11 protein-coding genes are annotated in these 15,898 nt (G+C 46.1%); 5 read left to right on the top strand and 6 right to left on the bottom strand.

Annotated elements, in window-relative coordinates; genetic code table 11:
* The first annotated feature begins 133 nt into the window (after positions 1–133).
* Positions 134–1,111 carry a hypothetical protein gene (locus QUA40_RS23515; protein ID WP_333130347.1) on the top strand — a complete coding sequence of 326 codons (978 nt, stop codon included), beginning with the start codon at positions 134–136 and terminating at the stop codon, positions 1,109–1,111.
* A 79-nt stretch (positions 1,112–1,190) separates the two neighbouring features.
* Complete coding sequence (locus QUA40_RS23510) at positions 1,191–1,751, top strand: Uma2 family endonuclease (RefSeq protein ID WP_333130345.1); 561 nt, start codon at positions 1,191–1,193, stop codon at positions 1,749–1,751.
* A 116-nt stretch (positions 1,752–1,867) separates the two neighbouring features.
* On the opposite strand, the gene QUA40_RS23505 is transcribed toward QUA40_RS23510, so the two are convergent.
* The 3 genes from QUA40_RS23505 to QUA40_RS23495 form a co-directional block, all read right to left on the bottom strand.
* Positions 1,868–2,263 carry an SH3 domain-containing protein gene (locus QUA40_RS23505; RefSeq protein WP_333130344.1) on the bottom strand — a complete coding sequence of 132 codons (396 nt, stop codon included), beginning with the start codon at positions 2,261–2,263 and terminating at the stop codon, positions 1,868–1,870.
* 81 nt (positions 2,264–2,344) lie between these two features.
* Positions 2,345–4,171: an N-acetylmuramoyl-L-alanine amidase gene (locus tag QUA40_RS23500; RefSeq protein WP_333130342.1), complete on the bottom strand. Its 1,827-nt coding sequence runs from the start codon at positions 4,169–4,171 to the stop codon at positions 2,345–2,347.
* Between the two features lie 177 nt (positions 4,172–4,348).
* Positions 4,349–6,034 (bottom strand): NAD(P)-binding protein, encoded by a 1,686-nt coding sequence (locus QUA40_RS23495; protein WP_333130340.1) that lies wholly within the window; start codon positions 6,032–6,034, stop codon positions 4,349–4,351.
* A 318-nt stretch (positions 6,035–6,352) separates the two neighbouring features.
* Here QUA40_RS23495 and QUA40_RS23490 point away from each other — a divergent pair, with 318 nt between their 5' ends.
* The gene (locus QUA40_RS23490; protein WP_333130338.1) at positions 6,353–7,012 is read left to right on the top strand and encodes a COP23 domain-containing protein; all 660 of its coding nucleotides are present in this window, start codon (positions 6,353–6,355) and stop codon (positions 7,010–7,012) included.
* 89 nt (positions 7,013–7,101) lie between these two features.
* On the opposite strand, the gene bchH is transcribed toward QUA40_RS23490, so the two are convergent.
* Entirely contained in the window at positions 7,102–10,971 is a 3,870-nt protein-coding gene (bchH, locus tag QUA40_RS23485; protein ID WP_333130336.1) for a magnesium chelatase subunit H, read from the bottom strand.
* 219 nt (positions 10,972–11,190) lie between these two features.
* On the opposite strand from bchH, the gene cobJ reads away from it, so the two are divergent.
* Together cobJ and msrA are read left to right on the top strand one after the other, a co-directional pair.
* Entirely contained in the window at positions 11,191–12,966 is a 1,776-nt protein-coding gene (cobJ, locus tag QUA40_RS23480; protein WP_333130334.1) for a precorrin-3B C(17)-methyltransferase, read from the top strand.
* A 103-nt stretch (positions 12,967–13,069) separates the two neighbouring features.
* Complete coding sequence (msrA, locus tag QUA40_RS23475; RefSeq protein ID WP_333130331.1) at positions 13,070–13,693, top strand: peptide-methionine (S)-S-oxide reductase MsrA; 624 nt, start codon at positions 13,070–13,072, stop codon at positions 13,691–13,693.
* Between the two features lie 162 nt (positions 13,694–13,855).
* Here the strand turns inward: msrA and QUA40_RS23470 are convergent, their stop codons facing one another.
* Together QUA40_RS23470 and QUA40_RS23465 are read right to left on the bottom strand one after the other, a co-directional pair.
* Entirely contained in the window at positions 13,856–14,617 is a 762-nt protein-coding gene (locus QUA40_RS23470) for a DNA polymerase beta superfamily protein (protein WP_333130329.1), read from the bottom strand.
* Positions 14,618–14,731: 114 nt separating this feature from the next.
* Positions 14,732–15,673: a DNA polymerase beta superfamily protein gene (locus QUA40_RS23465; protein WP_333130326.1), complete on the bottom strand. Its 942-nt coding sequence runs from the start codon at positions 15,671–15,673 to the stop codon at positions 14,732–14,734.
* Between the last annotated feature and the right edge of the window lie 225 nt (positions 15,674–15,898).

Here is a 15,898-nt window from a genome sequence, read left to right as displayed (position 1 = left end):
TAACCACTCAAAAACATTAAACATTTTAGCACTTGATTAGATAAACTTATCACCACAAGTTCTGAAGAGCCATTTTTGAGAGTAATTTTTCGACTTATATGATATCATAACTAATTTAGTTACGGCTCACAAAATGAAAAAAAACTCTCTAATTGTTGCCTTGATTATTTTTGTATCAATTACGGGTTTTGGGATTTTAACTTACGCTCAAACTTCGGGCGATAGACCTTTTGAATTTGCCTTGATTGGCGATTTGCCCTACAGTGCCGAACAGGAAGCAAAATTTCCGAGTTTGATTGCAGATATCAATCGATCGCCCGCAGCGTTTGTCGTCCACGACGGCGACATTAAAAACGGTTCTAGTGTCTGCGATGATGCAACTTTTGTCAGCCGCAAGCAATTATTTAACAATTTTGAGATGCCGTTTGTTCTCGCCTATGGTGACAATGAATGGACGGACTGCCACCGTTCAAAAAACGGCAGTTACGATCCAGTAGAAAGACTCGCTAAACTGCGGGAAATATTTAGCAACAGTAATCAAAGTTTGGGAAAGCGCACCTTAACTCTCACCCGTCAAAGCGAAAACCCACAGTTTGCTAAATACCGCGAAAATGTTCGCTGGATTTATCATGGAGTTGTGTTTTTCGCGATTAATATGCCGGGAAGTAACAACAATTTTGGCCGCACTCCCGAAGGAGATGCAGAATATGCCGATCGCAATTCAGCTAACTTAGCGTGGATCAAAGAATGTTTTACTTTAGCCAAACGCAGCAACAGCAAAGGAATTATGTTAGTTGCACAGGCAAATCCAGGATTTGAACTCGATCCGACGGACAAAAGAAGAAGTGGCTACAACGATTTTATCGCAACTCTGGAAACAGAAACAGGCAATTTCCCAGGACAGGTTGTATTCGTCCACGGCGATACTCACTATTTCCGCATCGATAAACCTTTACCCCATTTTACCGATGAGACTCAACTACCGAGAATGAAAAATTTTACTAGAGTTGAAACTTTTGGTTCTCCAAACGTGCATTGGTTGCGGGCTTTTTATGACCCTACAAATCCGAACTTGTTTGAGTTTAAACAGCAGATTGTTCCGCAAAATTAGGCGAGATAGCACCTTTTTAAGGCAAGATAAATATTTTTTTGGCTTACACTGAAGATAGGTAGCATTGAGGAATTTATTTATGACGATCGCAACTGGGCGCCTCACCCTGGAAGAATTTCTGAAACTGCCAGAAACTAAACCAGCCAGCGAATACATTGAGGGGGAAATTATCCAAAAACCGCTGCCGAAAACAAAGCACAGCCTATTGCAATCCAAAGCCTGCAATGAAATTAATCAGGTGACGGAAACTCCCAATATAGCTTATGCTTTTCCAGAGTTGCGGTGTACCTTTGACGGTCGATCGATTGTTCCAGATATTGCGGTACTATTGTGGGAAAAGATTCAATTTGATGACAGTGGCGAACCAGTAGATGATGTGCTAATTGTACCCTATTGGGCGATCGAAATTCTCTCGCCACAACAAAGCTCAAATCGCGTAACTAGAAAAATTATTCACTGTCTGCAACATAATTGTCAGTTGGGGTGGCTAATCGAGCCAGACGATCGATCGATTTTAGCATTTTTGCCCAACCAACAACCGCAATTCTGCGAAGGTAGCGATGTCCTTCCCGTGCCCGAAATGATTCCCCTGAATATCACCGCCGAACAGGTGTTTAGCTGGTTGAGAATGCAACAATGAATCAGGGCGAAATCCTTTTTTGTACCAATTTTAAAAATCTCCCGGTAAGGTTTGTAGTGAGGTTTTTAGTCCCGATCTCAACTCAGGAATGAAATCCTCACTACAAACCAAATTCCCTATTGGCGCCACCTATCAAATTGGTCTTCGGAACAGCCATTAATAAATTGATTGCTCACCCAACCGTCAAGGATTGTCAAAGTTTCATTAGGAGGATTACCCGAAAATCGGGCCGCAATTTTCACCCACTTACCTTGTCTGCTGACAGCCCTAACTCCGTCTCCCCTTTTCAATTTAGCTACAACCGGGTAGTTATTGCCTGGGCCTTTGCGAATGTTAACAGCGCCACCTTCACCTGTAATAAACGAGCATTGAGTTTGCTTTTTTAAAGCTTCTGCTTTGGCGGGAGCAAGGCTTTGCTGCTTGCCGAAAACAGGAAAGCTGTAAAGTGAGAAGCTAAAACTTGCAACGACGGCTGCAATAAAAAAGGCTTTTGATTGAGTAAAAATTAGCATTATTTCATTTCCTTGGATTGACTGAACTGAAGTCCTGACTATGAACTTTTTGAGAATGACTTCAGTCCTTACTACTAACTATTATTTGACAGAGGCAAACCATTCGGTAACACCTTGGGCGATCGCCTCAGCTAATTTCTTTTGTTCTGTCGGATTCACAATCCATTCAAACTCTTCGGGATTGATCAGAAATCCCAATTCCATTAAAACAGATGGAGCCACGGCAGGACGAGTCATGGCTAAGTTGTTCCAGAATACACCATAGCTCGGACGGTTCAACTTGGCAACTAAATAGTTGTGCAAAAATATTGCCAAACTGTGCGCTTGCGGGTGAAACCAGAAAGCGGCGAGGCCTTTAGTCTTAATGGCATCGCCGTTATCCGGCAAAGCATTGTAGTGAATTGAAATTGCGATCGCAGGTTCTTCTTTTTGAATCATTGCCACCCTCGGCGGCAAATCCAAATCGACATCTTCTACCCGCGTCATTAGCACATTCGCGCCCCGATTTACCAATTCCTGTTGCACCAATTTCGACACTGTTAAAGCTACTGTTTTTTCCCTAATTCCCACGGGACTCACAGCACCTCCATCCTCCGGCCCGCCGTGTCCCGGATCGATGAGAATCTTAATTCCCGATAAGGGTTTTGCTTGCGAATTCGGCATCATGCTTGTATTCGCAGGCGGGTGTTTTAAAGACAACACTAAAGTGGTGCCCTCGTATCTCAACTTGTAACCCCACTGTTGGGCGGATTTGAGATTAAAAATGTATTGTACTTGCAGCGGCGAGATTTGTTGCCATTCCAAACGTGAAATTACCGGGTCATCAGAGACGCGAATAATGTCAGTTTGAGCGGTGGTATTGTACAGCGTTAAAGTGAAGGTGCGTTCTCCTTCTTGCACGGTGACTGGGACGGGTATTTCTAAGGGGAATAAGACCTCTGTCCAGCCGGGAACTTGACGCGAGCTGGCGCTGCGAATAATCGATCGCGGAGGCACGGAATCCTTGACAATTCGCACTTCCGATGCTTTAATCCAAGCACCGTAATCAAGTCTGAGCCATTCTCCCTCGCGCCCGATAATTGTTGCTCGCGTTCCCTTCGGCAGCGGTGTCATCCGAGAAAAATCTGTAGTCGCCCCGGTTCTGGCGACGCCAGGATCGGCTGTTACTTCGGCTATTTCTAAGTCAGCCGGAGAAAGAATAGAAATCTTGCCAGTACCTTGTTGGCTGATAGTTTTATCATTTATTGTTAGCTCAAATACAGGCACTCCTAAATCAACTTTTTCAGCCTTGGGTAGCGAAGAGTTAGACTCATTGCTACCCCTTGCCAAGGGGGGGGTGGGGGGGGTAATACCGCAGCCTTGATACTGTTGGCTGCCGTCTTTTTTGATCGGGGAGTTTTCACCTAAAAGTACAGAGTTGTTGGCGGGTAGTTCGACTTGCGATCGCGCTTTTAAAGGAATAGTAACGCCCGCCAATTTTACGGAAACTTGAGCATTCGCCGGTGCGATCGCCCCAAAGCAAATATATTCCCCTGGCAAACTCGCGACATCGACTTTCGGCGTCAGGGAATCTTTAGCAAAAGCCAGTCCTAAAGGGGCTTCCGGCTGATTAGACTCGCGCGTAACCTTAATTTTGAGTTCCTGATTTTCGTAACGCAAGGTAAAGAGATTTTCGCCGATTTGCAGCGGAAAAGTCGGGGCGAAATGCCCGGATGTGGTGCGCGAAATTTGGTTGCCATTTACCGACACTTGTCCCGGTGCGGGCGCTGTGCCGATTAAAAAGATGCGATCGGCTGTTGTTTTGTGGTTAGCGGGAGGATAAGCGACGAACAAAGGTTGAACGGCGACAGCTACAGAGGCGATCGCCATTATCAAGCCAAACACACATAATCCTAAAAATTTTCTCATTCTAAATTGCAACTAATTGAGACTCGGTTGGTTATTTATACTAGAACTTGCGCTAAACCCGGAAGAAACTTGGTTTCTGAGGATTAGCCGTAAGTCTAATTTACTCTCCTGGCTCAATTTTATCAGGTTTGTAGTTGCAATTGAGCGATATGCCACATAAATTCCCACGTAAAAACATTAAGTTTTAATTAATTCAGAGGTGGTTCTCCATAGTTGCTCCAACCGATTCGCCGGCATCGTCAAATACAAAACATCCCCCGTACTCAAACAACAATTCAGTAAATCCCAGCCGTGGAGAGTTTGACCCTTAGTTTCCACATAAAGAGGAACAAAATCCGCAGACTTAGCAGCGTCTTGAATACGGTGGCCGCAGAAAGGATGTTTTGGCGTAATCAATGTGGCTAAGCAAACCCATAGACTGTCAGCAGTCATTCCGTTGCCCAAAATTCTGCCTCCAATCGCCGCCGCCGCGAAAGCAGGAGCCGCCAATTCCGTCGGGTTCAAAACTCCTTCAAACTCAAAAACTTGCTGCACCATTAAAGCAAAATGTGGGTCTTGATTGCGGACAATAACTGATAGTTTCGGTGCCAATCCTTTAGCGCTCAAGGCAATTTCGACATTAGACATATCGCTGCTAGTTACCGCCAAAAGTGCTGCCGCGTGCTTAACATTAGCAGCTTCCAGAGTTGCGGGCAAACTGGCACTTCCCTGAATAACCGGAATTTTCATTGAGCGAGCCGTGCTCAGAAACCGACAGTTTGGATCTTGCTCGATTACCACAATATCGTAACCGTTATTGTGCAGTTCTTTAGCAATTTGGATACCCATTCCTCCGAGTCCGCAGATAATGTAATGATTGCGCTGCGGAACTCGCGCCACATCCCAATATTCGCTAAAGCGAGTTCCCAATACATAATCGTTGAGCAGTGCATAGCAGATGCCGATGATGCCGGCTCCAACTAACATCATCACAACTGTAAATAGTTTAATGGTGTCGGGAGCTTGTTCGGCAACTTTTTCATAGCCTCCGGCTCCGGTAATCATCCCTACAGAAAAATATAGAGAATCGACAATTGAGATATTATCATCAACACAAATATAGGTAGCAGTAGCAATGGCAATCATTGACAGCAGTGTCAGTACAACAATTACTGCTGCTTGGCTGTGCTGCTGAAATCTGTGCAACCTAGTTAATGTTTTGAGCAGTTTTTGAGTTAAAGTTTTTTGGGGGCTGTGGATAGTCGGCTGAGTGGCAACAATTAGCCGATCGCCCTGCTGACACTGCCGATCGGCAAGCACCGCCGATACTAAATCAGTTTTGTTAGCGGCCGGCAGATAATAAATCAACATTCGCGATCGATCGTCCCACAAATCGCTGAGTTTTTGATTTTTCCAAGGATGTGTGTCATCGATATATTCTTCGTGAATCGGCCAAGTGCGATCAAACAAACGCAACTGTCCGATCGCCTGATTTCCAAGAGCCGCAAAGGCAAAAACCGGAGCAGCCAACGATGAAACGCTCATGGAAGCGTGATCGGGCAAAGTGTGGTCAATCCTGTCGCCCAAGCTAGTATTGAACAATCTGTTGATGATGCGAATCTGAGGATTGAGAATCCTCGCCTGCATCAAAATTGCCAAATTCACAGCATCATCGTCGGCTGCAATTACTAAAGTGTGAGCGTTTTGAATGCCTGCCGCCAACAAGGTAGAAGCTGCTTGCAAATTGCCGACAACCACATCAGAAGTTTCGCCGCGAATTGGGCGATCGCTAATACCAACCACAATCGCTCCTTGCTGTCTCAACAAACAAAAAATCTTGTGTCCCGTGTGGCCCAACCCGCAAACAATGATTCGAGGTTTCATAAAAAGTTATTTGCCAGCCAATTTCGGAGCTGTCCTTGTAGTTTTACTTACCATTGTTGACTCTCCTGGCTTTGCAGAATGTAGCTAAAAAGACTATCTAGGAAACTTGTGTCGCCGTGGCCTGGAAGTTTTGAAACAAGGACACGGGACTGCCCTCTCCCTAAAGCCGCGTTCCCAAGTTTTGAAACAACGACAGGGCAGTGCCATGTACCTACAGACATGAGGTGCAACTAACCTGATTTAATATTTGAAAAATATCCGGGTGCGACAGCCAACCAGCGGAATTTGAATAGGTAGGGACACTGCCCCCCTACAACTATGACTTCCTACATAAATTTAACTGCCTTAGCGGCAGGAGTTATTATGAAATTCACTGCACCCTTATTAGCATCCGCTGTAGTTTTCGCCGGTACTGTCGCCTTTGCAAGCCAAGTGCAAGCAGCTCCAGCCAGCAACTCTTGGAATAACACTAGAACAACATTTCAGTGCGTTACTTCCGGTCGGAATTTTGTCACAATTGCGCGGCGGGGAAATGTCACGACAGATCCAATGATTCTGTGGAAATCAACCGAGTTCGGCCGCGAATATACACCTTGGCAGCGCTGTCAAATTGTTTCCAATAGATTGACCAAAGCTGTTGCCCAGAATGGCGGAAGATTGAGCAGCTTGCAGTTAACAACAGGAATTGTTAATAACTTGCCCGTAGTTTGTTACGTGAACGGACGGGGGCGCTGCAACTCTCAAAATCTGCTGTTCACCCTAGACAAGCGAAATGCTAAAAATCCCGGTGATGCTTTAACGAGATTGATTAATTTTGCTCAAGACGGCAGCGGGTTAGTTACAACGTTCAGAACAGGAACTCAATCATCTGCACCGCAGTTTGTTCCCTTTGGAGATATGGTCGATCGAGCTTTTAATTCTCCCAATAAAAAACCGTCAGTTCCTGTAGCAAAACCGCAGGGCGATCGGGGTATTTAATAGCCGCGCCTCTAACTTGCACCTGACAAATTTTGAAACAATTGTGGGGTGGGCTTCTAGCCCGCCCCTAAATATTTATATTAAAAAAACTACACTGCCACCCCTTCAATTTTCTCATCAGTTAACTCGTACAACTCGCGCAACTGCTGCAACTTATCCGCATCCGGCAGCCAAAAACCCCGCCCGTTAGCCTCCAACATTCTGCCGACAATATTGCGAAAAGCTTCAGGATTAGCCTCCCGCAACTTCTGCGCCATTTCCTGATCTAAAGCATAAGTATCAGCCGCCTGATCGTAAACCCAACCATCAGTAAAATCAGCCGTTCCGCCCCAACCAATTAACGCTGTCATCCGCTGCGAAATTTCATAAGCGCCGCCAGAACCTTGATTTACCATCGCGTTAGCCCACTTAGGATTTAGCAGCTTAGTTCGATATTCCAAGCGCAGCAAATCTTCTAAATTGCGCGGCGTTGTATCCTGAGAAAAACTTTCTACAAAACTCATGTTAACCTTTTTGCCGCGCTGCTTTTCTGCGGCTTTCTTCAAACCGCCAGTATTCGCATAATACTCTTGAATATCAGTCAAACCGTATTCCACAGAATCAATTTCTTGAATTATGCGATCGCACCCTTGCAACAACTGGGTCAAAACCTCCGGCCTCGCTTCCCCCTTATCCTTCCTCCCGTAACTAAAGACATTGCGACTTTCCCAAGTTTTCCCCAACTCATCCCCCGATTCCCAACTACCATCAACAACCCTATCGTTAACCAAAGAACCAAAATCCCCAGCCGGATTAGAAAACAACCTCGCCCAATAATTCTGCACACCTTTTGCCTGCAAAATTAAAGCGTGTTTGCGAATAAAATTATCCGATTCCGGTTCATCAGCATCCGCCGCCCGCACGAACAAATCATCCAACAATTCAATAATATTCACAAAACTATCACGGAAAATACCCGAAAGATTTCCCAACACATCAATCCGGGGATGACCGACATCAGCTAACGGTTTTAACTCATAGCGAACAATACGGCCAGTACCTTCTTTAAGAGGTTCAGCCCCCACCAATTCTAAGAGAATTCCAATTGATTCACCGCGAGTCTTAATCGCATCCAAACCCCACAACATCACCGCCACAGTCTCAGGATATTTACCCTGTTCCTCAACGTGCTTCTCAATAATTTTACGAGCAATTTCGCGCCCCCTTTCATAAGCCGCCGGAGAAGGCATCCGATAAGGATCTAAAGCGTGAATATTTCGACCAGTTGGCAACACCCCAGCCCCATCCCGCAACAAATCCCCACCCGGTGCAGGCAGAATATATTCCCCATTTAAACCCCGCAAAAGATTAGTCAACTCATCCGTCGTTTGCAACAACAAATCCCGCACCAACAAACCCTCCTCAAAAACCCCACCAAACCCCTCTTGTGGCACAGGCATCTTGCCTGTGCTTGCTTGCGAAACAATTGTTTTCACCTGTTCCTGTGATAACCTCTCCCCAAAATAAGCCTCAAGATAAGAAGTCATTTCCTCAGAATTAGGCGGTTCCCCGAGAACGTGCAAACCAGAAGAAAACAAGCGACATTCCACCACCTGCAAATATTCGTATAGCTTCACCAGATAGCGGTTAAAAGCATCAGCACTGAACATTTCCACAGTTTCAAAACTAAAAGCAATCCCCAACTTGCGAGCATCATAAAACGGACAATCAGCCTCCAAACCGCTATCTAAAACTTTCTGGCAAATAGCCTCTTTCAGCACATAATTCTTAGCCGTATCTTCCCGATATTCCGCAATCAAATCCCGCAAAGCCATCAATTCCTTGTACAAGCCCGCGCGGCCGTAGGGCGGCACATTGTGAGAAATCAAAACACCGTAACCGCGCCGTTTTGCCAACATCGATTCCGAGGGATTGTTAGCGGCATAGATATAAAGATTCGGCAAACTTCCCAACAAAATATCCGACCAAGAATAGCCAGTATTTCCCAGAGGAGAACCGGGCAACCATTCAACAGTGCCGTGCATTCCGAAGTGAACCACAGCATCAGCTTGCAAATCATTTTGCAGCCACTTGTAAAAAGCAGCGTATTGAGGGTGAGGCGTCAAATCGCGATCGAACATTAAGCGCATCGGATCGCCCGAAATTCCCAGCGGCGGCTGCAAACCTATCCAAACATTCCCCAGTTGAATGCCACCGATGTGGAACTCGTCGCCGTCTGTCTTAATGCCAGTACCCGTTAAAGATTTCCACTGTTTTTCGATACGACTTGTTGACAAGTAGCCCAGCCATTTCTCCAGAGTTTTAACATTAACAGTATTGCCGTAAATTCCCTCCCTATCTGCGTTCATCTGCGTTAATCCGCCCCCATCTGCGGTTGCAGCATCATCCGCCTCTTTCACCCTGCGAATTAACTCCTCACCGTCAGCCGGAATTTCTCCAACTGTATAACCTGCGGCTTGAAGTTTGTGCAGGAAATTTAGCAGCGATTTCGGTACATTTAATAAAGCAGCCGTACCCGCCGCACCGTAACCGGGAGGAAACCCGTAGAGAATAATCGCAATTTTCCTTTCAGATGGCGGAGTTTGGCGCAATTTCACCCAATTGTTAATTCTACTTGTCAGGCGTTTGGCGCGATCGGGCACCAGATAAATATCCTCACCCACCAAACCGCCCAGGGGAACAGGATCGATCGCGCCATCCAACTCAGGCAAAGCATACAATACCACACTTTGCAAACCCCCAATCCCCTGACGAGTCCAAGAATGGATATCCTGAATCAGCAGAGGTGCGGACACAAAATAAGGTACATTTTTAGCAGTTAAAATGCGCTTAGCAACTTCCACCTGCCTTCCACCCTCCATCGAACCAGCAGGCCCGCCAACCAAAGGAAAGCCAATAGTAGAAACAATCGCATCAACTTCCACAGCATCCTTAGAAAGCGAAAGAGTTTCAATCTTGCCTTGTTTTCGCCGCGCAGTTTCATCAGCAGTCGTCATCCAATCCCGCACCGCCACATGGCCTTCAACGCCATTAATAAAAATCGGCAAAGGCACAAGTCCCGCATCTTCAAAATAGCTAATTAATTGAGGAATATAAGGCTGCTTGGTAATAACGTGCTTGCGGTAAAGCAAAATGCCCACAACCGGAATTTTTCCTCTGTCTGAATTTTGACACCAATTGGTGTCAAATTTTGTGGAACGGGCATCTTGCCCGTTATAACTTTTTATATCAAGATGTCTAGCCTCTTTTGTGGAACGGGCATCTTGCCCGCCCCTAGCACTTTGATGACTCAGATACCAATCCAAATATTGCCGAGGCGATTCAAAATAACCATTATAATCAGGATGCAATAAACCCATATTGGGAGTTTCCACAGGCGGCGGAATTTCTCCAACCTTCAGCCCCAAATACTTTTCGGCAATAATCCAAAACATCGAGACAACATTATCCGCACCGCCCGCATTCCAGTAACCATAAATAATCAGCCAGTTTCGCAAATCCTGCACTTTTTGCACCGGCACATATTTTAATAACTTCGGCCCAACCTTCAAAAAGCTGATATAACCAGCAAGCTTATCTTCTTCTCGCCCATTGCTGAACTTATCCAGAATAAACTTAACAGGTTTCGGCATACCTTTCGGTTTGTCGCCAATTTTAAAAGCGCCGATTTGAGTAAGACTCATTAATTCCAAAGCAGACTCAAAAACCAGGCGAAGAGGAATATGTTGTACCCTTTCCCGCAGCCACATTACCGCATCGTAATCAAACAGCAAACTCCCGAAAAACACATCAGCATTCGAGAGGGCGGCTGCTACAGCGTCGGGTTCGTCTGCGAGGGCGCGATCGTTAAAAACCCGTACTTCCAATCCCTGACACCCAGAAACAGCCAACTCGGCCGCTTTCCGGTACAAATCGGCATTAAAAGATTCAAACCCTGCAATTAAGACAATGCGTTTCACAGCCCAACCTCGAAATATTTGGTTCTTTTAATGATAAACTAATCCCAGAGATTCACAGGCAAGATGCCTGTGCCACTAATAAAACAGAAAAACTTCTTGCTTCACTTCTTACTCTTCCTTCGCGCCCTTCGCGCCTTCGCGGTTCGTCAAATATTTATTCGGGAACTAACAAAAGATTAAAATAATCAAACCACTCCAAACACACACATAATTAAAACAGTGAATCGAATACCTCCCGCAATAGTTATCTTAGGTCAAAACAGCCAGCCGATCGCCAAAAAAATCTCCGCCCATTTCGTCGGTTCCCAGATTTACGGTTTAATCGATCGCACTTCCGACACAGACATCAACTTTAGCAACTTCGGCGAAACATTGCGGGAATTGTTTGCCACAGAAACCCCAATTATCGCTATCTGCGCCGCCGGAATAATCATCCGCACCCTCGCCCCGCTGCTGTCAGACAAACGCGCCGAACCGCCAGTTTTAGCCGTCGCAGAAGACGGAAGCGCCGTAGTACCGCTGCTGGGAGGTTTGCACGGCGTTAATGATTTGGCCAGAGAGATTGCAGCAGCCCTCGGCGTACAACCTGCCATTACCACCACCGGAGATATTCGGTTTCGCACCGCGTTGCTGAGTCCTCCTCAAGGGTATTATTTAGCGAATCCAGAGGACGCAAAGACTTTTATTTCAAATTTGCTCGCCGGGGCAAAAGTACGCCTAGAAGGGGCTGCAAGCTGGCTTTCCGAGAGCAATTTGCCGTTAGCGAAGCCCTCGAAGAGGATCGCCCCCGACGCAAAATTGACGATCCGCGTCACCGAAAAAGCAATTGCGCCAACGCCCGATTGTTTAGTTTACCATCCGCAAATTGTGGCAGTTGCACTCACAAAGCTATCGAATATTGAGCCGGAAATAGCGGTTTCATTTGTCCAGAAACTCTTGGAAAATGCAGGTTTAGCGCCAGCTTCCGTTGCGGGATTTTTTGCATTAAAAGAGGAGATGGGAAACCCGGCACTTGAGGATATAGCACATTTTTTTAAAGTCCCAGTCCGCTTTTTCAATCTCTCCGAACTTGTCGAATTAGACTCAATTGAATTCATCGAAAATAAGGCCGCACAAATCGCCCTGACAGCAGCCGGTGCAAACAGTCACTTAATCGAGTCCGATCGCCCAAACGCACTCAATTGCGCGATCGCCCTAGCCGCCGAACCCTTTGATCCTAGGGCGATCGGAATTAGCCGCGGCAAACTGGCGATCGTCGGTACCGGCCCCGGAGGCGCGCCCTGGATGTCCCCGGAGGTTAAGGAAATTCTGCGCGAAGCCACGGATTGGGTGGGTTACAAGTTCTATCTCGACTTAGCTGGAACCCTGCGGGAAGGGCAAAAGCGGCACGATTCCGAGAACCGGGAAGAGATCGATCGCGCCCGTTTTGCCTTAGATTTAGCAGCATCCGGCAAATCTGTAGCCGTGGTTTCGTCGGGAGATCCGGGTATTTTTGCGATGGCGGCGGCGGTGTTTGAGGCGATCGACTTTGATGCCAAACCCGAATGGCAAGGCATTGATATTCGGGTGGCACCGGGCATTTCAGCCATGCAGGCAGCCGCTGCTGCGATCGGAGCACCCCTCGGACACGATTTTTGCGTGATTTCGCTTTCCGATATTCTCAAGCCTTGGGAGGTCATAGAACAGCGGATTGCGGCTGCTGCGATCGCAGATTTCGCGATCGCATTTTACAATCCCATCTCAAAACAGCGGATTTGGCAACTCGCAAGGGCGATCGAGATTTTGTTGCAAAGTCGCGATCCTAAAACCCCCGTCATACTAGGGCGAAACCTCGGCCGGCCCGGTCAATCTGTGCGCGTTTGCACCCTCGGCGAATTCCAGCCGCAAGACGCCGACATGAGAACTTTAGTTATTGTCGGTTCGAGTCAGACTCGGATTATTCCCCGCAAATATGGAGATGTTTGGGTTTACACGCCGCGCAGGTACGAAAAATAACTCTAAGTGATTTGTCAAAAGCAACATTTCTCTATTTCCTCTTTCTTAGCGCCCTCTGCGCCCTCTGCGGTAAAAAAAATCTTCTTCACACAACCCGCCACCAATGAACACTAAAATACCAGAAACAATAGAAACAGCTACATTTGGACTTGGTTGTTTTTGGTCTCCCGACGCGCAGTTTGGAATTATCAAAGGAGTCGTGCGAACTCGCGTCGGTTATGCGGGCGGGACTACAGCAAACCCCAATTATCATAACATAGGGAATCATATTGAAGCGGTAGAAATAGATTTCGATCGATCGCACATTTCCTATGCTGAACTGCTAGAGATTTTCTGGAGAAGTCACAATCCCCGGCAATCTCCTAGTTGGTCTCGCCAGTACATGGATGCCGTTTTCTATCGCAGTGAATCACAAAAGCAATGTGTTGAACTAAAACTCGATCGCGAAAAAGCTAATGGCGTCGAAATTTATACATTAATTCAGCCTTTGACCCAGTTTTATTGGGCTGAGGATTACCATCAAAAATATTATTTGCGTCAGGAACCGGAACTGATGCAAGAATTCGATCGCACTCAGTTTGTTAACTCCACTGTAGCAGCAAGAGTCAACGGTTATGTCGCCGGCTTCGGCAGTTTCTCCAATCTCAAAGGGGAAATTAGAGATTTTGGTTTATCTGCAGCCGGATGCGAGAAGTTAGAGAAAATAGTCTCCAGAATCCGACATTAAATTTTAGCCAACTCTTGTGGGATGGGCGTCCCGCCCGTCCGCGACTAATATGTAGCGACTAATCTGTAGGGTGCACGGCTGCACCAGACGACTAATTTTACCCAGCTATTGTGGGATGGGCGTCCCGCCCGTCCGCAGTATGCAAATTAGACAGGAAATAGCTTAGTTCACCGATGACATCCTCACCTTTACCAGAAAATCGCTAAGAGCAACCTTTGCATCAGAATTTGACGGCAAACGACTTGTACTACTTGCATTTACCAATATATTAACCAGTCGAACGCGCTCTTGTCGATAAAACTCTATCTCAGCATCTTCCAGCACCGATTTTTCCTCCCCGCCGAGCTTTCTCGCAATCAAATCGGGAATGTACGACAACTGAAATTTTTCATTTAGTTTTACCAAATTTGCCTCTACCTCCCCCGTTTGCATCAAATGAATCCCAGTCAGCAACACCCGGTAAACATACAGCAGCGGTTTCACCCGGCGCGGCTGTTCTTTCTCAAACAATTTCCACTGATTGTGAGCAAAACCGAGATAGTGGTGGCTGTGATGCTTGGTGATGCAGTTCGAGGCGAGCTCTTTTAATTCCTCGTGTTCCTTTGTACTGTAAACTATCAGCGGCGAATACAGTTGTTCTAGCACGTAGCCGTTGCGTTTCAACAGCAACTCAAAAAATTTCTTGATGTCGTGAGTTACTAAATCGAGTTGCATTCCATCGCGAACCTCAGAAATTTCGATTGTTTCTTCTCCAGAAATCAGCCCAATTACTTTCGGTAGCGGCAAAATGTGTACTCCCCGCAAGTCGAAGTCTGAATCTGCCGAAGGAAACCCGTATAAGTGCGAACCGCTGACAGTCGCAAACAGCAGCGGGTAAGGTTGAACGGAGATAATTGGGGCGAGATTAGAGATGTATTCTGTCATTTTTTCAACATTTTATCAATGCTAATTTCAATTCCGGTTAAACAATTGCAAATACCTGTAGGGGCGGGTTTTACCAACCATATATGTCTCAAATTAATGCTCTCGTAAACCCTTTTAGCCGATCGCACCTCTACGAGATTTAATCAAAAACAGGTTCGCTTTCTCGTAATTAGGACGTTCCGGTAAGGAAGTTGCAGCAAAAGCGCGATCGAACTCACCGTGCAAACTCAACCGCCAGCGATTCACCTCATCCCATGATATTTCTTGGTTGCGGATAGATAAAAGTTGCGATCGATAATCCTGCACGCGAACGGGGACAAACCCCTCCTTGAGCACCGTAATTCCTGACAGCAACAAGCGAATTAAGTGCATCGCGTGCTTCCAACGAATTTCCCCGGTATTGCGGAGGTCTTGCTCCCTTTTTTTAAATTGAGACAAAACGTAGCTATTGTAAGTTTGATAAACCAATTGAGAAAGAAATATTTCCCTAATTTCGAGCAATTCTTGTGCTACAGGAGAAAGTGTTTCTACTAAAGGCGTGTACAAACATTCTAGCACATTTGGATTAGCTTTTAGTGCCAAGATTAAAAACTTTTGCAGTTCCCAATAGCATTCCTGATTTTCCTTGTTTTCCAATTGTTCTGGAATGCCGTAAAGCGACCAATGAAGTATTGCCGGCGGCAGGTAAATCCCGCGTCTGTCTGTATCGGATTGTTCGTTATCAAGACCATAAGCTCGGGAACCAACAATGCAGCGGTAAATTACAGAATCATAGAGGTTGTATTCTGCAAGAAAATCTCCTCCTGACTGCAATCCTTCGCTCTGAAACTGCTTGCGGATACTGAGTTCGTGCCGCCGCAGACTAACTTCTGTTCCGTCTGGGAGTTTAACTAAATATGCGTGGGAATTGTCCGTAGGCGATTGAACGATGACGCCTACTAATCCCGGTTTCCAAGATTGGTCACTGGCGGGGTTTTTGACCTCTATTTTGGTGACAATTTGGGTTCCTGCGGGTAGGATTAAGTTGAAATTTTGAGGAATATTGGCATTTGCCATGAGGGGACTTCCTGCGAGGGCACGAGCTACAATGTTAGTGTAGCATACGTGTAGTACAAAAGTCTAGTAATACCAATTTACTATGAAGTTGCACTTAATAAGGCTTCCAGGATATATAGCGGTTCTCGGAAAGATGAGGTGTTCACCAATTATAGTCATTTCAAATAAATGTGAGACAGAGGCAAGATCATGATAAAATCGATAAAAATAGTTAATTAGAAAAAA

Origin of the sequence: Microcoleus sp. Pol11C3 (assembly GCF_036701485.1) — a bacterium.
Taxonomy (GTDB): Bacteria; Cyanobacteriota; Cyanobacteriia; order Cyanobacteriales; family Microcoleaceae; genus Microcoleus.
This window is presented reverse-complemented; position numbering and strand designations above follow the sequence as displayed.